General features: G+C 35.6%; 17 protein-coding genes. 9 read left to right on the top strand and 8 right to left on the bottom strand.

Features of this window, described 5'->3' with window-relative positions; all coding sequences use genetic code 11:
* Positions 1 to 64: 64 nt before the first annotated feature.
* The gene (locus NTX65_07890) at positions 65 to 790 is read right to left on the bottom strand and encodes a hypothetical protein (protein MCX6169244.1); all 726 of its coding nucleotides are present in this window, start codon (positions 788 to 790) and stop codon (positions 65 to 67) included.
* A 128-nt stretch (positions 791 to 918) separates the two neighbouring features.
* Here NTX65_07890 and NTX65_07895 point away from each other — a divergent pair, with 128 nt between their 5' ends.
* Positions 919 to 2,493: a HAMP domain-containing sensor histidine kinase gene (locus NTX65_07895; GenBank protein MCX6169245.1), complete on the top strand. Its 1,575-nt coding sequence runs from the start codon at positions 919 to 921 to the stop codon at positions 2,491 to 2,493.
* The gene (locus NTX65_07900; GenBank protein MCX6169246.1) at positions 2,493 to 3,185 is read left to right on the top strand and encodes a response regulator transcription factor; all 693 of its coding nucleotides are present in this window, start codon (positions 2,493 to 2,495) and stop codon (positions 3,183 to 3,185) included. Before NTX65_07895 ends, NTX65_07900 begins: the two co-directional genes overlap by 1 nt.
* On the opposite strand, the gene NTX65_07905 is transcribed toward NTX65_07900, so the two are convergent.
* Genes NTX65_07905 through NTX65_07915 form a run of 3 tightly spaced genes read right to left on the bottom strand, consistent with a single transcriptional unit; the run spans position 3,186 to position 5,706 of the window.
* A complete protein-coding gene (locus NTX65_07905; protein ID MCX6169247.1) occupies positions 3,186 to 4,493 on the bottom strand; it encodes a hypothetical protein in 1,308 nt (435 codons plus the stop codon).
* Complete coding sequence (locus NTX65_07910) at positions 4,490 to 5,146, bottom strand: phosphoribosylanthranilate isomerase (protein ID MCX6169248.1); 657 nt, start codon at positions 5,144 to 5,146, stop codon at positions 4,490 to 4,492. The genes NTX65_07905 and NTX65_07910 overlap by 4 nt, the downstream gene beginning before the upstream one ends.
* Positions 5,143 to 5,706, bottom strand: a complete 564-nt coding sequence (locus NTX65_07915) for a GNAT family protein (protein MCX6169249.1) — start codon at positions 5,704 to 5,706, stop codon at positions 5,143 to 5,145. Before NTX65_07915 ends, NTX65_07910 begins: the two co-directional genes overlap by 4 nt.
* A gap of 99 nt (positions 5,707 to 5,805) precedes the next feature.
* Between NTX65_07915 and NTX65_07920 the strand changes: the two genes are divergently transcribed.
* The 4 genes from NTX65_07920 to clpX are packed head-to-tail and all read left to right on the top strand — an operon-like array spanning position 5,806 to position 10,629.
* Positions 5,806 to 6,021 carry a hypothetical protein gene (locus NTX65_07920; GenBank protein MCX6169250.1) on the top strand — a complete coding sequence of 72 codons (216 nt, stop codon included), beginning with the start codon at positions 5,806 to 5,808 and terminating at the stop codon, positions 6,019 to 6,021.
* Positions 6,022 to 6,027: 6 nt separating this feature from the next.
* Positions 6,028 to 7,515 carry an FAD-binding oxidoreductase gene (locus NTX65_07925; protein ID MCX6169251.1) on the top strand — a complete coding sequence of 496 codons (1,488 nt, stop codon included), beginning with the start codon at positions 6,028 to 6,030 and terminating at the stop codon, positions 7,513 to 7,515.
* Between the two features lie 7 nt (positions 7,516 to 7,522).
* Positions 7,523 to 9,373 (top strand): tetratricopeptide repeat protein, encoded by a 1,851-nt coding sequence (locus NTX65_07930; protein ID MCX6169252.1) that lies wholly within the window; start codon positions 7,523 to 7,525, stop codon positions 9,371 to 9,373.
* A 2-nt stretch (positions 9,374 to 9,375) separates the two neighbouring features.
* The gene (clpX, locus tag NTX65_07935; GenBank protein ID MCX6169253.1) at positions 9,376 to 10,629 is read left to right on the top strand and encodes an ATP-dependent Clp protease ATP-binding subunit ClpX; all 1,254 of its coding nucleotides are present in this window, start codon (positions 9,376 to 9,378) and stop codon (positions 10,627 to 10,629) included.
* Between the two features lie 14 nt (positions 10,630 to 10,643).
* Here clpX and NTX65_07940 read toward each other — a convergent pair whose 3' ends face one another.
* Complete coding sequence (locus tag NTX65_07940) at positions 10,644 to 11,588, bottom strand: DUF3667 domain-containing protein (GenBank protein MCX6169254.1); 945 nt, start codon at positions 11,586 to 11,588, stop codon at positions 10,644 to 10,646.
* Between the two features lie 86 nt (positions 11,589 to 11,674).
* Between NTX65_07940 and NTX65_07945 the strand changes: the two genes are divergently transcribed.
* The 3 genes from NTX65_07945 to NTX65_07955 all read left to right on the top strand — a co-directional run bounded on the left by NTX65_07945 (position 11,675) and on the right by NTX65_07955 (position 14,044).
* Positions 11,675 to 12,928, top strand: coding sequence for an asparagine synthetase B (locus NTX65_07945; GenBank protein MCX6169255.1), 1,254 nt, complete (start codon positions 11,675 to 11,677; stop codon positions 12,926 to 12,928).
* A gap of 119 nt (positions 12,929 to 13,047) precedes the next feature.
* Positions 13,048 to 13,704 (top strand): fumarylacetoacetate hydrolase family protein, encoded by a 657-nt coding sequence (locus tag NTX65_07950; GenBank protein ID MCX6169256.1) that lies wholly within the window; start codon positions 13,048 to 13,050, stop codon positions 13,702 to 13,704.
* A 94-nt stretch (positions 13,705 to 13,798) separates the two neighbouring features.
* Complete coding sequence (locus NTX65_07955; GenBank protein ID MCX6169257.1) at positions 13,799 to 14,044, top strand: zinc ribbon domain-containing protein; 246 nt, start codon at positions 13,799 to 13,801, stop codon at positions 14,042 to 14,044.
* A gap of 3 nt (positions 14,045 to 14,047) precedes the next feature.
* Here NTX65_07955 and NTX65_07960 read toward each other — a convergent pair whose 3' ends face one another.
* The 3 genes from NTX65_07960 to NTX65_07970 all read right to left on the bottom strand — a co-directional run bounded on the left by NTX65_07960 (position 14,048) and on the right by NTX65_07970 (position 17,950).
* Positions 14,048 to 14,788 carry a response regulator transcription factor gene (locus NTX65_07960; protein MCX6169258.1) on the bottom strand — a complete coding sequence of 247 codons (741 nt, stop codon included), beginning with the start codon at positions 14,786 to 14,788 and terminating at the stop codon, positions 14,048 to 14,050.
* Positions 14,778 to 15,803 (bottom strand): HAMP domain-containing sensor histidine kinase, encoded by a 1,026-nt coding sequence (locus NTX65_07965; protein ID MCX6169259.1) that lies wholly within the window; start codon positions 15,801 to 15,803, stop codon positions 14,778 to 14,780. The genes NTX65_07960 and NTX65_07965 overlap by 11 nt, the downstream gene beginning before the upstream one ends.
* 101 nt (positions 15,804 to 15,904) lie before the next feature.
* On the bottom strand, positions 15,905 to 17,950 hold the full coding sequence (locus NTX65_07970) for a dihydrofolate reductase (protein ID MCX6169260.1): 2,046 nt from the start codon (positions 17,948 to 17,950) through the stop codon (positions 15,905 to 15,907).
* Positions 17,951 to 17,959 lie beyond the last annotated feature (9 nt).

The following is a 17,959-nucleotide window of genomic DNA, read 5'->3' on the forward strand; positions in this document are numbered from 1 at the left end:
ATTTATAAAGAAGAGACGATGAGGAATAAGTGAGCCACCATTTGCGTGGCTCACAAAAAATTTTTTACTTCTTCTCGGTTCTCTTTTCTACTTCTTTTTTAACGGATTCTTTATCATTATCATCTTCTTTGATGATCATCCTCTTCATTCCTTTACCAGGCTTCTCCATCCATTTCATTTTTTCCATGCGATTCCCTTCTTCGCAGCAACAGCATCCGCCACGCATTCTCATTCCGCGACCGATCTTTTTATCGAAGTAGATCATCTTATCATGTGGCATATTTCCATCATCGTTAAAGGATACAGAGATATGTTTCATTCCTTTTTCATCTTTCAAAAACTTTTCCGCTTCTTCACCCTTGTAGGTTTTTGTTTCTTCTTTACCGTCTTTCGTTGTTGTAACCGTTACTGTTTTATTTCCATCCTCGCTTTCGATTTCAACTTTCTTTTTGACATCTTTATCATTTATTTCATCATTGTCATCACCCTTTTCTCGTGATCTAAAAAACACAACTTTACCTTCTCCGGGTTCGCTTTCGTTGTTAGTAACTATTTTAATTCTCTTCTGATCTCTCAATTGATCGGCAATCCTCTGAGCTTCTTTTCCTTCGAAAACCACATCTTTACCATCAACTTTTACAGTAATTTTTTCTACTTTCCCTTTAAGCTGATCCAGTTTTGATTTTGATTCTTCTTTCTCTTGTGCAAATAATGCAAGCGAAAAAAATCCCATTAAAACAAAAACCATCATTACAATAAATTTTGATTTGTTTGTTTGAAATATCCTCATAAAGTTTCTCCTTTTTCTTGGTTTGAAGTATACGTTAATACAATCGAAAAACAAAAAAGAGCCGGACGGTTTTGTTAAAAATTGTTAAAGGTATGAATAAAGAGAAAGATTAAGCTAAATTTACCACCATGAAAGAACGAAAAATAAAAATTATTGTAACATTGATGAGCCTGGCGGTTATCGGCTTAATTGCAGTTCAGATGTATTGGATTTCAAATTTGATCCAAGTTGAAAGGGAACGATTTCATAGAAATGCTTTTCGTTCTCTTATAAGAGTAGTGGATCAAATTGACAAGGAAGAAGCTGCAAAAACAGTTCTTGCAAATATTTTGCATAAATCCGAAACTACTGTTTCCGTTAAAAGTAAAAATAATGCCAAGCAAAAGGAAATCGGAATTTTTGTTGGCGATAGCTCTTCAAAATCTAAGATGGTAAAAATATTCAGCGACGAAGCGCCTTACAAAGTTAATCCTAAGAATGATTTTGATTCAACCATGAAAGGTGTACAGTTAAGAGTATTTGCATACTCTCCAAATAGCAGAGCAAACATGCAGCGATACGTCTGGCGGTCGGATTTTGATACGATTGTTAGAAATCGGCAATCGCTTATTCAAAGAGTTATTACGGAAATGGTAGAGGTTAATTCTCAAAAGAAAATTGAAGACCGTATCTCTACAGAACAATTGGATAAACTTCTTACGCAAGAATTTAAGAGCCGTCTCTTGAATACTGATTTTTATTTTGGTGTCTATAAGACAAAAAATAACAGTTTTACATTAGTTAAAAAAGGTACAGATACTACGGAAATCAGAAAATCGAGATTAAGGACACTTCTCTTTCCGGCAGAAATGTTTCTCGATAGAAATGAATTGGTTGTTTATTTTCCGGATGAACAGACTCAAATTTTAAGTTCAATCGTCGGTATGATGAGTCTTTCTGTTGGATTAATCTTGGTCATAGTTGCAGTCTTTTTCAAAACAGTTCAAATGTTTGTGCGCCAGAAGAAAATTACTCAAGTAAAAAATGATTTGATAAACAACATCACGCACGAATTTAAAACACCAATTTCAACTATCTCAATTGCGTGTGAAGCATTAAACGAACCGACGCTTATAAGCGAAAAAGATTCTGTGATGCGTTATTCAAAAATCATCAAAGAAGAAAACGACCGGTTGAAAATAATGGTTGAGACTCTTCTGAATACAGCCGCTATGGAAAAAAGCGAGTTCAACTTATCTAGAGAAGAAGTTGATCTGCACGAATTAATCCGCTCGGCTGTATTGATGTACGATGAAGCGATAAAACTTAAAGAAGGAAAAATAAATTTCGAATTGAACGCCAATCCATCAACTATTATGTGTGATGACTTTCATGTAACAAATATTATTGCGAACCTTATGGATAATGCTATTAAGTATAATGAACGCACGCCCGAAATAACCATTACTACAAAAAACATAAATAAATCAATTGTTGTAACAGTAAAAGATAACGGAATTGGAATTCCTAAAGAATTTCAAGGGAAAATTTTTGAAACATTTTACCGTGTAGCAAGCGGCAACGTACAAAACGTACGCGGTTTTGGAATTGGCTTGAGTTATGCAAAAAAAATCATCGAAGCACATAACGGTAAAATTTCTGTTTCGAGCGATGACGGAAAAGGAAGCCAATTTGAATTAATACTTCCGATAGATGGCAAATAGTGAAAAATAAAATTAAAATACTTTTAGTAGAGGATGACGCAAATCTTGGAACTCTGCTGCGTGAATTTCTTTCTGTTAAAGGATTTGATGTTACTCATGCTCTAAACGGTGAAGATGGATTCAATCATTTTAAAGCGAATAAGTTCGATCTGTGTTTGATTGATATTATGATGCCTAAGATGGACGGTTTCTCACTTGCGAAAAAAATCCGTATGATTGATAAACAAACACCATTTCTTTTTGTAACCGCAAAATCTATGCTAGATGATAAATTGGAGGGTTTTAAAATAGGCGCGGACGATTATGTGACAAAGCCTTTTAGTATGGAAGAGCTTATTATGCGGATGAATGCAATTATGAAGCGGACTAAAAATGTTCAGATGGAAGATGACAGAAATGAATTTAATATCGGCGAGTATAGTTTTGATTACAATAAAAGAATTTTATACCACGGCGGCAATGAACAAAGGCTTACACAAAAAGAATGCGACTTGTTTAGACTGCTTTGCATTAACAAAAATAAAATTTTGGAACGATCTGAAGCCCTGACTAGAATTTGGAAAGACGAGAGTTACTTTACGGGTCGAAGTATGGATGTATACATAACAAAACTCCGGAATTATCTAAAGCAGGATAAATCAATTGAAATTATAAATGTACACGGAACCGGCTTCAAACTTATCTCCAAATAACTATTCTTTATTTTTATTAAGTGCCAGATTAGTCGGCCGAATCAAATAAATAATTGCCGCAATTCTTCCTAATGTATAAGCAATAACCGCCGCAATAACCCCGATCAAAGAGAAAAATTTAATAGTGATTATAAGTGTAATTATTATTCCCACTACTTCAATTATAGTTGCGTATGTAATCGGTTTCGTTTTTCTTGAATAAACCAGAATTGCTCTTTGAAAATTAATCCAAGCAGTCGTTGCCGGAAAGATTGTGTAGAGCATCAAAGGTAATTTTGAGAATTCCGATAACTGAATGGATAGCCCGGCTACTTTTCGAAACCAAAGATCTGAAAGAGGTGTAAATGAAATTAAACTTAAACCTCCCACTACAACAATCCCAAGAATAAATGCAAAGGTTCTAAGTTTATAATAACTTTTGTATTCGTCCATAAGAGCAATGCCGACTTCTTGAAAAGATAAACCGAAACTTCTAAAGAAAAAAACTAGCGAATTTAATACCGGCAAAACCGCTAATGATTCTAATGCACTATTACTCTGCCCCATGAAAAATGTTACAACTGGATGAATACCGAGAGATATGAATGAAGTAAGAGCCAGCGGATAATAAAATTTTGCTATTTCTTTATAAGAAAGAATGGCAGATAAATCACTAACAAGATTTTGCTTTACGTTATTAACAAATTTGTTTGCCATTAATCTGCTCGCGAGAGCTTCCATTATCACTCCGGAAGAAAGAGCAGATGCACCTATTACAACTCCTTCGAATTTAGAAAAAGTAATTAATATTACTGCTACAATAAACATCGAGGACATTCGGATTATAGTTCCGTAAGCAACTCGTCGAGTCGCATTGCTGCTAATCATTATACCTTGATAAAACCGTCTATACCCGATCGCAGCCGGCCAGGGAATTAATAAAATGACAGCTTTATGCGTCAGTATAGCAACTTCCATCGGCAGGTTTATTAATTTAATTGTAAGAAAATAAAAAATCGGGGGAATTATTAGAATTATTATGCAAAGTGTAGCTAATAAATTTACGGAATAGACAAAATTTCTAAGTTTATAAAAAGAATATTTATTGCGAACCAGAGACACCGAGGCACTCATCATCATAATGACAGGCGACTCCATGATTAATGCCAACGCAAATGCAACTCCGTACGCAGCGAGATTAAACTCCTGGTTTGGCATTCGGGCGATCAACGCTGTTAAAAACGGACCTTCCACAGACATCATCAACCAGGTTGCAGAAAGCGGCATCCAAAATTTTAGAATTTTTTTGTATGAAAGTGGTTCCTTCATTTTACCATATCATTTAGATTTGTAAAAAATGATTTCACTTTTTGCTCATCTAATTTTCCGTTAGTCCTTACACCCGAACAAAGATCCACTCCGAAGGGCTTTACTTGATGAACGGCATCGGCAACATTTTGCGCATTAAGACCGCCCGCCAGAAATACAGGAATTTTAACCGACTCAACTATTTTTGCGCTTATGCTCCAATTGTGAGTTCTTCCTGTACCACCTAATTCCTTTATCTCAAGTTTTTGATTTCCAGAATCAAGAAGCAGCGCATCAATATCTTTTGAGACTTCGACAGCTTCATTAATTGAATCTTCTCCCGAAACATGAATTACTTGAACAATTTTTATCCCAGGCAAAGAATTCTTTAATTCTGCATAAGTTCCTTTCACAATTTTATCGCAAATTTGAATTGTGTTTGTTTTACATCTTTGCTGTTGTCCTATGATTTCTTCTACAGATTGTTTACTTGTGAGAAGAAAAGTCGAGATGCCCGGAGGTATTTGCCCGGCAATTTCTGTAATCAATTCTTCTGAAATTACGCCCGGCCCGCTCGGCATTTCTGAAACCAACCCTATTGCAGATGCACCAAATTTTATTGCAAGTCGTGCTTCTTCAATTGATGAGATACAACAAATCTTCACGCGTGTCATTTATTATATTCCTCTTTTAATACGGAATAGAATCTCATATTTACAAATTTATTTTTCATTAAAACTTTTTGACGCAACGTACCTTCATACTTCATTCCTGCTTTTTCCATGACCCGGTAGGATGCGATATTATTTTCATCACAATGAGCTTCAACACGATTAGCGTTTAATTCTTCGAACCCATATTTGATTACAACTTTAACAGCCTCTGTTGTAAATCCTTTATTCCAATAATTATTTGATATAACATAGCCAAGATCTATACAACGGTCTGCTTTATCCCAATTACGTAAGGCAATTGTACCAATCAATTTTTTTTCTGCTTTTAATTCAATTCCCAAAACGATGATATTTGATTCATTAAATTGAGCTTCAACTAGCTCTAGAAAAAAATGAGTGTCTTCGATCGTCTTGTGAGTTTCCCATGGTAAGAATTCCGAGACTTCCGGATTTGAAGCGTATTCGAAAATATCATTTACATCAGCCAAGCTTAGTTTACGCAGAATCAATCGTTCGGTTTCAATTTGCGGAAATTCCGCGAGTTGTTTGGAATCGCTCATAATTTGGGTCGAATATTTATGAAAAAATTAGTTAGATTTATTCCGAAAGAATTTAAATGCAATTTACCAATAATGAGTTAAATATTTCAGAGGATGAAAATGATTTCAAAAGAGCTTTTAGAAATTCTTTGCTGCCCCGAAACAAAGGCGGATCTAGTATTAGACGGCAACTTTTTAGTATCAACGGATAAAGCAACACGGAGACGCTATCGCATCGAGGATGATATTCCAATAATGCTGATTGATGAATCCGAACAACTTGACGTTGCAACTTGGAAGGCTATTATGTCCAAATATGGCAAATTAACAGAATGATTTTAGATGATAATTAAGAACGATCCAGATCAAATTCAAAACTATCTTTCAGATGCATCCAATTATAAAGGATTTGCCGATTCGGTTTACATTCCGGAATCCGAAGAAGAGATTGTCCAGCTCCTAAAAAAATTCAATAAGAATAAAACAAAAGTAACCGTTACCGGTAATGGTACCGGATTGACTGGAGCGCGTGTTCCTGAAGGCGGAGTGGTTATCTCACTTGAAAAGATGAATCAAGTTCTCAAATTGAACACGAAAGAAAAATATATTCTGGTTCAACCGGCTGTTATATTAAATGATCTGCAGAATTTTGTTGAATCAAAAAATCTATTTTACCCTCCCGATCCAACTGAGAGAAACTGTTTTATCGGTGCAACACTTGCGACAAATGCTTCCGGAGCCCGGACTTTTAAATATGGTCCAACACGGGATTTCGTTCTCGGCATAAGAATAATTTTACCCGACGGAGAAATAATTTCAATTGAACGGGGTAAACATTTTGCATCACAGCTAAATGCACTCTTAATAACCGAAAGCGGTAAGGAAATTTCTTTTACTTTGGCAGGCTACAAAATGCCAAAGACCAAGAATGTTGCTGGATATTTTTGCAAAGAAAATATGGACCTGATTGATTTATTTATAGGTTCGGAAGGGACTTTAGGAATCATCACCGAATTAAAATTGAAATTGATTGAAATTCCCAAAAATGTATTATCATGTATTGCTTTCTTTTCAGACGAATTAGACGCACTTAAATTTATTGATGAAGCACGATCATTATCACTCGAAAAATTTAAGCAGCCGGTTTTTGTAAAAAATCCTTTATGCGCCCGCGCACTTGAATTCTTTGATATAAACGCTCTTAATGTCTTACGCCCTGATTATCCCAACATACCCGATAATATACAAGCTGCTGTGTGGTTTGAACAAGATTTTGATCGGGATGAAGATACTATATTGAATAATTGGATTGAACTCCTCAAAGAGCATAATTGTGATGAAGAATTAGTCTGGCTCGCTTTAGATAAATATGAGCAGGAAAAATTTCATGAGTTCCGGCACGCGATTTCGTGGAAAGTAAATGAAATAATTACATTCCGAAATTTGAAAAAAGTTGGAACCGATACAGCTGTTCCGGTAAATCAGTTCAATCTATTCTTCCATTGGATTAAAAAAAAGGTAGTTGAAGCAAATCTCGATTATATAATTTACGGTCACTTCGGTAATTGTCATCCTCACCTTAACATGTTGCCTAAGGATGAAGAGGAATATCAAAAGGCAAAAGAAATTTATTCAAAAATTTGCGCCGAAGCAGTAAGACTCGGGGGAACAATTTCTGCCGAACATGGTATAGGCAAATTGAAACGGGAATATTTATATAAAATGTACGGTGAAAGTGTTATAAAAGAGATGGCACAATTGAAACTCATTTTTGATCCTCATAAAATATTGAACATAGGAAATATTTTTGACGAGAAATTTTTAGGTTAGACTTATCATGCGCTCTAAAATTATTCTGATTATTGTTCTATCGCTATTTACCGGGTTGAATGCTCAAGTCAATCAGAATCTGGATAATCGTTTTAATCTTGCCCAGAGTTTCGAGCAAACTGGGCAGTTGGAAAAAGCTGAAGCAATCTATAAAGAGCTTTCAGATGCTCAACCATGGAATAATATTTTTTTCGAAGCATTAAATAAAATTCTTATCTCACAAAAAAAATATCAACAATCGGTCGACCTACTAAATAATAAGATTAAACAGAATCCAGCGGATATTAATCTTTACGGTTTGCTTGGAACCACTTACTTTATTATGGGGCAATCGGACAGCGCATTTGAAATCTGGGAAAAAGGATTAGCTCTTAATCCTTCAACGTTTATCGGCTACAGGATAATTGCAAATTATGCAATCGAAAACCGTGCGTACGAAAAAGCTATTGATATATTAAAAAGGGGAAATAAAATCTCTACCGATCCGACAATTTTCTCTATGGATATGGCTAACATTTATGCTGCTAATATGAAATATAAAGACGCTGCTATTGAGTTTTGCAATTTGATTAATCATCATCCAGATCAAATACAAGTTGTAAAAATCCGTATGAACAGTTATCTGAATGGGCCAGACGCTGCAGAACAAACAATCGAAGCAGTGAACGATTTTACAGATTCTAAACCACAATTAGAAATTTTTGATCTGCTCACATTTGTTTATCAAACTACCGGTAATTATAAAAACGCATTCGAGAATGTTATTAAAACAGAAAAAGAATTCAGCGGCAACGGCACATCCATTTTTAATTTTGCACAAAGTGCGTACAGAAGCCAGCAGTACGAGTGGGCTTCCAAAAGTTACAATTATATTGTTCAGAACTACACAAACTCTCCATACCTTCCAACCGCAAAAATTGGTTATGCGCGCACTTTAGAAGCATCTCTTGATGAGAAGTATAATCAACAAAATGAATCGTGGAAGCCTTATTCCAAACAAGTACCGTATTTTGTTGATGATTACAAAAAAATTATTAGTTCATATTACGAATTTGTGAAAACATACCTCGACAATACAATTAATGTCGAAGCATTTTTCAGAGTTGCGGAAATTTATAGAAACAGAATTTTTGATTTACAAGAAGCCGATACTATTTACAGCAAAGTAGCTCTTCTTTCACCAACAACTAATTTTTACGTTGAATCAAATCTTGCACGCGGTAAAATTGCTATTGAAAGGAATGATTTGAAACGTGCTCAAGAATATCTCGAAAATGCGGCGAGATTTCCTCGCATCGAACCGAACAATTTTGCTGAGGCAAATTTTTATTTAGCTCGAATTGAATTTTGGAAAGGAGATTTTTCTAAGTCGGTTATTTTATTCAATAATGCTTCAAAAAATCTCTCTACAGATTTTGCAAATGACGCTCTTGAGTTTTCTTCACTTATCAACACAACAAAAAAAGATTCTTTAAATCTTCTTCTCTACGCTAAGGCAGATCTCTTGGCAATACAAAATAAGTACAAAGAAGCCGGCATTGAATTTAAAACTCTAAGTGATCAGCCCAACCTATTTATTCTTAATGACTTCGCAAAAATTTATTTTGTAGAGATGTTGATTGCACAAAATGATCTATTAAATGCCATAAAAGTTTTGGAGGAGGCTTCTGAAAATCAGAAAAGTGCGATTTTCGTTGATAAATCAACTTTTTTACTCGCACAATGCTATCAATACGGGACCAAAGATCTTCTAAAAGCAGCACAAGTATATCAGAAATTACTTGAAACTTTCCCAAACTCACTTTATTTTGACCGTGCGCGTGAAGCGTTAAAAGGTCTTTCAAATAAAAACGGTTAAAAATGAGCGATCCAAAAGAACCACGTACAGTTAAATGTTCCTTCTGCGGAAGGGACGGCAGCGAAGTTACATCTATGGTGGCTGGTCCGGATGTATATATTTGCGATATATGTATAAAAACTAGTGTTGATATTTTAAAGAATAACATCACATCATTTCCCAAAAAGGAAACTTATCATTCGTCACTCACTCCGGATTTATTAAAGAAAAGTTTGGATGAATATGTAATAGATCAAGATTTGGCAAAAAAGATTTTAGCCGTCGCAGTTTATAATCATTACAAAAGAGTTAACGCTTCAAGCTCTCTTTTTGATATGGATGATATTGAAATTGAAAAAAGCAACATTCTTCTAATTGGACAAACCGGCGTTGGAAAAACTTTACTTGCTCAAACATTAGCAAGAATTCTTGATGTTCCTTTCGCGATTGCTGATGCAACAACATTAACTGAAGCCGGATATGTTGGCGATGACGTTGAAACTGTTTTAGTACGTTTACTTCAAGCAGCAGATTATAATTTGGAGAAAGCGCAAAAAGGAATTGTTTACATAGATGAGATTGATAAGATTGCGCGTAAAAGCGAGAGCACTTCAATTACACGCGATGTTTCCGGTGAAGGAGTTCAGCAGGCACTCTTAAAAATTTTAGAAGGAACAATTGCTGGAGTTCCCCCTCGCGGCGGAAGAAAACATCCCGAGCAGAGTCTAATTAACATTAACACAAAAAACATTTTATTTATCTGCGGCGGCGCATTCGACGGTGTTGAATCCGTAATAGCGTCCCGTATAAACAAAAACACAATCGGTTTTGATACGAATATTTCGAATCCATTCGAAACCGAAAGAGATAATCTTATTCAAAAAGTTCAGCCGGAAGATTTAGTAAAGTACGGTTTGATTCCGGAATTAGTGGGAAGACTTCCAATCATCGCCCCTCTTGCTTCGCTTAATTCTAAAGCAATGAAAAACATTTTAACAGAACCGAAAAATGCGATCATTAAACAGTATCAGAAATTATTTATGATGGAAGGCGTTGAACTTAATTTTGATCAGCAGGCTTTAGAAGAAATTGTTAAGAAGGCAATTGAAAGAAAAACCGGCGCACGCGCTCTCCGCTCAATTGTTGAAGGAATACTGCTTGATATTATGTATGAGCTGCCGACGAAAGAAAATATTGACAAATGTTTAGTTACAAAAGACACTGTACTTAAAGGTGAAAAACCGGTTTACATAGAGAGTGATAGAAAAACGGCATAAATAGTTGCTGCTGTTTATAACAGCAGCAATGTTACTAAAACTGAACCGAAAAAGAATAATCCCAGCAAAATTAGATGTAGCAAACCTAAAACGAATGCCTTTCCCGCAGTTTTCCAAAAACTTTGTCTGTAATATTCTTTGAGAATTAAAAACAAATATACCGGGATTAATACTAGTCCTAATAATTTCCCCCATTCAAACGGAAAAAATTTATCCGTCAAAAATATTAACGTATAAAAGAGAAATATAAAACTTTGGTAATGAATCGAAATTACAAGGCTCTCCACATAAAATTTTGTTTGAGATCTGTAAAAAAGAAATATCAACGCAGCAAATAATGGCATTAGAATAAACATACCGTAAGAGAGATTTTTCCAAATTATATGAATAAAATCTTCGTTTCTATCAGAAACTTTCACGAGTATCTTCTTGAATAATCTACGTGCTTGAGATTCGTGCATTCCTTTCTCATTTAACAATGAATCAATTTGAAAAGCAGATAGCCCTTTCAATTCCTTAGCAGAGACAGTACTTCTATATCTTGTCAAGGAATCGATTTTTACTTTACTTAAGGAAGCTTTTTCTTTCTCGGAAACAATGTTTTTTTCGTGTGGAAGTGGAAAAATTATTACTTTTTCATAGAATGGTTTCAAAGAAATCATCACAAAAAAGACAAAACTTATAAAAATGTATAGTCTTATTGGCGCTACTAAACTTGCTCGTTTGCCGGAATTGAACTCTTTACTAACTAATCCCGGTTTAAAAATTAATTTTTTAATCGTTTGAAATGATTTTGAATCTAAATGAAGTAGTTCTTCGAACATTTCGTGGATATGATGTTTAATTGGAACTAATAAATCATTATTCTCTTGTCCGCAGTTTGGACAAAAATTATCTGCTCCAACAAATTTGAACCCGCAGTTTGCGCATTCTGGTAATTTATTTTTATGATGTGCCATAGTTAATCTAGTTTTGTTGCGGAACAAAATATAATATTGTATTTATAATAAACCAATAAATCTATCCAGTTCTAATAAAAAGAAAAATGAAAATTTTTTTAATAATATTTTTGACCATCTGCTCATTGAGCTTGGCTCAATCCAAATTGCTTATCTATATGGATCTGCATCAGACAGATCATCTCAAAGCTTACGGTATTACTTTTAATGCGTTGAAAGATGGTACCACTGCCGATTGGCTGCTAAACTACCGCGGCGGTTCTTTTATGTTTGATTATTCCGATCAGCTTGCAATGAAATGCAGGATAAAAGGTGTCGCGTTTCAACCATTATCAAATGAAGAGGCGGTACAGATATATTCATTGGTTCAGGGTGAAGACCAAAACATGGAAGTTGTAAGATTAGAAAAAGCTCCAAAGATTGCCGTCTATATTCCTCCTGGCTTTCAGCCGTGGGATGATGCTGTAACTCTTGCGCTGAATTATGCGGAAGTACCTTATGATAAAATCTGGGTTGAAGAAATATTGAGAGGCGATTTAAAGAATTATGATTGGCTTCATACCCATCACGAGGATTTTACGGGACAATATGGAAAATTCTATGCGTCATTCAGCGGCGCGCAGTGGTATATTGAACAGCAGATGCTCTATGAAAATGAAGCCAAAAAACTTGGCTTCAAAAAAGTATCTGATATGGAAAAATCCATTGTTCAAACAATAAAAAACTTTGTCGGCAATGGCGGATTTATGTTCGCAATGTGTTCGGCAACAGATTCTTTTGATATAGCATTAGCCGCAATGAATGTTGACATCGTTGATAGAATTTATGACGGTGACCCGCCGGATCCAAACGCGCAGGAAAAATTGGATTTTAACAATACATTCGCTTTCCAGAATTTTAAGCTAGAGATGAATCCATTGATTTATGAATACAGTAACATTGATATTCAACCATTAGAAATTGGCGATCAGAGAAATGATTATTTCACACTTTTTGACTTCTCCGCCAAATACGACCCCGTTCCAACAATGCTTACGCAAGATCATGTTAACGTAATTCATGGTTTCATGGGACAGACAACAATGTTCAACAAGAAATTTATTAAGAACTCGGTTTACATTTTGGGACAGCGCGCGGGAACCGACCAGGTAAAATATATTCATGGAAATTACGGACGAGGAACATTTACATTTTATGGGGGACATGATCCGGAAGATTACCAGCATGCAGTTGGCGATCCGCCAACAGATCTAAGTTTATATAAGAATTCACCGGGATATAGGCTAATTCTGAACAACATACTTTTCCCGGCAGCAAAGAAAAAAGAACAAAAAACATAATCTAGATACTAGATTTTGGATGCTCGATTCTAGACGTTAGAATTATTAATTAGCAGAAATCAAGAATCAAGTATCTGTTAATGAATCCATTTAATAAGATTTTCATCTAATGAGGAGTTATGAAATATCTAAAAATCAAAAATAGCAGTGAGCAGATTCCAATAGGAAAAATAGTTTGCGTCGGGCGGAACTACGCGGCTCATGCAAAAGAATTAGGCGGTGAGGTCCCGGAGTTTCCAATAATATTTTTAAAACCGGCGTCAAACGTTATATATTCTGGAGAATCAGTTGTGCATCCTACTCACTCGAAAAATTTGCAGCATGAAGTTGAGCTGGTTCTTTATATAGGCGAGGATATTAAAAACGGTAATGATGAAACAGCATCAAGAGCAATTCAAGGATATACAATTGGTCTGGATATGACTTTGCGTGATCTTCAATTTGAATTCAAGGCAAAGGGAGACCCTTGGACACTTGCAAAATGTTTTGACACTGCCGCGGTCCTTACAGACATTGTGATGAAAAAGGAATATCAACTTAAAGGTGATGAAAATATTTCTCTTTCAGTAAATGGAACAGTGAGACAAAATTCATCAATTAAAAACATGATATTTTCACCGGTCGAGATTGTGAAATTTATTTCTGCTCGAATGACACTTGAAAAAGGCGACCTGATTTACACCGGTACTCCGGAAGGAGTTGGAAAAGTAGTTCCAGGCGATAAAATTATTGCGGAACTAGAAAATGTAGGAAAGATCTCAACTCACGTAATTTAAAAACGGCCATTCCGGCGTAAGTTGGAATTTATCGATTACGTGTCGCGCTTCGCTTGCACGGAATGACAATAATAATGAACAAATAGAGGAAACAATGCCAATCTTTGAATACAAATGTAACGACTGCAATAAAAAATTTGAAGTGCTGCACAAATCATCATCTAATCTTGAAGAAGTGATCTGTCCGTCATGTCAATCTAAGAATCACAAAAAACTTCTTTCGTCGTTCAGCGCGTCAACTGGATCATCTAGTTTTGATAGCGGTTCATCATGTTCTGATGGAAGTTGCGGTGTTCCTTCATACGGCGGCTGTGCAAACGGAATGTGCGGTTTGAATTAATTATTATAGAGAGGGCGGAATACTATTCTTTATTTCATCATTGAATGTGTATCCCGCGCTTCTAATACTTTTAATATAGATTGGGTGTTCCGGATCAGGTTCAAAATATTTTCTTAAGCGTGAAATAAAATTATCTATTGTTCTTGTTTCGACCTCCGAACTTAGATGCCAGACATTTTCTAGCAATTCTTTACGGGAAACTATTTTCCCCTTCCTCTCAATTAAGTATTTTAAAACCATTGCTTCTCGTTGTGTTAGTACAAAGTTTTTTGAACCGCTGATACAACTTAGATTTTCAAAATTCACTATGTTGTTCCCAAAGCGGTAAGAAGGCTCAATCTCTGCTGACGACTGGTACCACATCTTACGCTTCAGCATCCCTTTTACACGCAGCAGTAATTCATTCAAATTAAACGGCTTGGTTAAATAATCATCCGCTCCAATTTCAAGCCCTCTAACTTTGTCTTCGGCATTGGTCCTTGCTGTTAACATCAGCAATGGCATCTGCGGCGATTTTGCACGCACTCTTTCGGCAATTTCAAAGCCATTGTAATATGGAAGCATGATATCAAGAATAATCAAATCATATTCGTTTGATCCGAAGTATTCCAATGCTTGTCTGCCGTCCTTAGCCCAATCAACAATGTATCCTTCGTCTGTAAGATTATATTCTAGCCCAACAGCAAGAGTTTCTTCATCTTCAACAAGCAAAATTCTCTTCCCTTTAAAAAGATTATTCTCCATCTTCTTTACCCAGCATTTTTTGTTTCCGAGCGGTTTCCCTAAGTAATTTTTTCACATAGAACCTTTTTGATGACTGATAGATCGGCATTTCTATTTTGAAAGTAGTTCCTTTATTAATACCCTCGCTGTAAGCGGAAATTCTGCCCCCATGAAATTTAACTATCCCCTTCACCCAGTATAATCCTAGTCCCGTTCCTTTTACATTTGGAATATTTTTATTATCAATCCGTTGAAACTTATTGAAAATATTTTTTAGATTTTTTTGTCTCAGGCCGATGCCCTTATCAGCAAATTCAATCATCAGATATTTTTTTGCACACGATAATTTTACCGTGATCTTGGGTGCATCTACAGAATATTTCATTGCATTATCTGTCAGGTTATCAAATACAATCTGCATTGCGTCTTTATCAATCACGCATTTACATGGCGCTTCACCTAGGATTTCAACTGCCGAATCGGATAAACGAAATTGCTCTATCGATTCCTTAATTAACTGACGAATAACCTCATCTGCATTATAAATATGATAATTATGCGCAATCCGTTTTTTCTCCAGCCGCGATATTTCTAATATTGAATCAATCAATTTTTTCAAACGCTTTGAATCTCTCATCATCAATCCGTAAAACTCTTTCTGCTTTTCTGCGGGGACTTCTTTAGAGTGCAAGGTTTCCAGATAAAGCTGAATTGATGCGAGCGGAGATTTTAATTCGTGAGTAACGTTTGCAATAAAATTATCGTATAACTTTGTAAGTTTTACCTGAACAGTTAGGTTTCGGAAGATAAGGAACATTGCGGTTGCAATTAAAACTATCAGCACAATTCCGCCTACGAAAATCAGTACGTTCGGACTATCTAATACTATTTGCGGAGAAAGTTTATCGCCAACTTGTTTGATGATTAGATAATTAGCAACGTACCAGTAGATCCACAAACCGAGCAAACCTAACCAGGCAAACTGTGCAAAGATAAAAGCAAATATTAAAAAAAGAAGAGACCGGTTTTTTTTCATTTATGAATGCTAATAGTTATTTAATATACAGCTATTATTTCCGTACATACCAATTTTAACAATAAAAATTCGGGGAACGCAAGTATGCGTTCCCCATTAAACTAATTATACGTTGGTAAGAAGGAATACTCTTTAGCATAAAACAACATTTGTTTAGTAAAGTCATCCGGGTATTCAATCTTCACGTCAATTATTTCGTTTCCTTTCATAACCGGAACCAACATTGGATTTATAAATCCGGCGTAAGGTGCAATATTTAATTTATTATAGCGCTCTAATATCTCCTTATGAAGAACCGGATCAACTTTTACTCCGTAGTTTTCAACTAGATTTTTACCGGCGTTATAATCACCTTCCGATTTTATTTTTTGAATCTCGCGCAGCAGCTGACCGAATAGATCCCGGAGTTTGTTATAATCATTAATCACAAAATACGTTTTGCCTTCTCTTACTTTCTTTTCAATTACATTTTCGGATTTACCTTTTTCATATACCCACATTGCTATTAGCTGGCGGTTTCTCATGTGTGCCTCTTCAATATTTTCTCCGGGTTGAACACGCGCAAGTTGTATCATTAATCCGTTTTTGATGTATTGATCATAAGCGGTTTTGCCGGCATCAATCGAAGGCATTACACCGATATCAACTAGTTTTTGATCCATTAGAAAATAGAGAGCAACAAGATCTGCCCGCGCTTCTTCAAGAGTTGAATAATAGTTTTTCAATGTAGTATGCGGTTCTGCAACACCGGGGTTAAGCTGCCCGGATGCATGTCCAATCACTTCATGCATATCTGTGTGCAAATCGTCTGTAAGAGAGCCATATTTTTTTGCGCGTTCAATCTCTTCTTTTGAATATGCAAATTCTTCCAAGACTCCGCTTGTCTTTGAAAACATATTATAAGAATGAACAATGTTTCCCATATTTACGGATTTAGAACCATACTCTTTTCTAATCCAGTTTGAATTGGGAAGATTCACTCCGATTGGTGTAGAAGGCGAAGCATCGCCGGACTCAACAACAACTGTAATAACTTTTGCGCTGATCCCTTTTACATTTTTCTTTTTATGTTCGGGCAATATCGGCGAATTATCTTCGAACCATTGCGCGTTGTCGCTTATTGCTTTAATCCGTTTTGTCGCTTCCTGATCCTTTATGGAAACGTAAGATTCATAATTACCTCGATAACCGAGAGGATCGTTATACGTTTCTATAAAACCGTTTACCACATCAATTACGGAAGATGTGTCTTTAACCCAGGCAATGTTGTATTCATCCCAGACCTTTAGATCTCCGGTTTCATAATATTGAATAAGAAGCTCTAAAGCTTTTTTCTGTTGATCGTTTTCCGCAACTGTAACTGCTTTTTTCAGCCATTCTACGATCTTAACAATTGCCCCAGCATAGATACTGTTCGCTTTATAATGACGTTCTAAAATTTCCCCTTTTAGTCTAACTAATTTGGAATTTAGTCCGTAAGAAATCGGTTCCGGGTCATTTGGATTTACAATTTTCTTATAAAATGCCTCAACTTCTTTTTGATTTACATCATCGTAAAAATTTACTGCAGATGATTTCACAAGATCAAATTTCGGGTTTTGATTGACTTTCATATCATCAATTTTGGGATCGAACATAATCGGTATAAGTTTTTTAACAAGATCATCAGGGCGTTCGTTGTTTTGAAGAGGAAATTCGTATTCATCTGAACCGTTAATTAATTCTTTAAAATATTCTTTCGAAAATTCCGGAAGAAATTTTTTGTTTGCATAGTGATGATGAATACCGTTTGAAAACCAAACACGCTTCGTGTAAGTCATAAATTTTCCAAAATCGGGTGTTGTTCGGTCGCCGGAATAAGTTTTAATTATTGCTTCAAGCGTTCGCCGGATGTATAAATTGTGTTTATAATTTTGATCATAAATCATATCACGTCCCGAAAGTGCCGCTTGATAGAGATAGTAAGCAAGCTGCTTCTGTTTGAGTGTGAGTTCATCAAACCCCGGAACCTGATACCGCTGAATACGCAAGTCGGCAAATTGTTCTGTCGAATACTTAAAATTGTCCGGCACTTGTTTCTTTTCTGAACTGCAGCTCATAGTGATAATTCCTAAAATGATGTATAAAATATTCCTGATATGTCGCATAAGTCTTCC

Source organism: Ignavibacteriales bacterium (assembly GCA_026390795.1).
In the GTDB taxonomy this organism is placed as follows: Bacteria; Bacteroidota; Ignavibacteria; order Ignavibacteriales; family Melioribacteraceae; genus Fen-1258.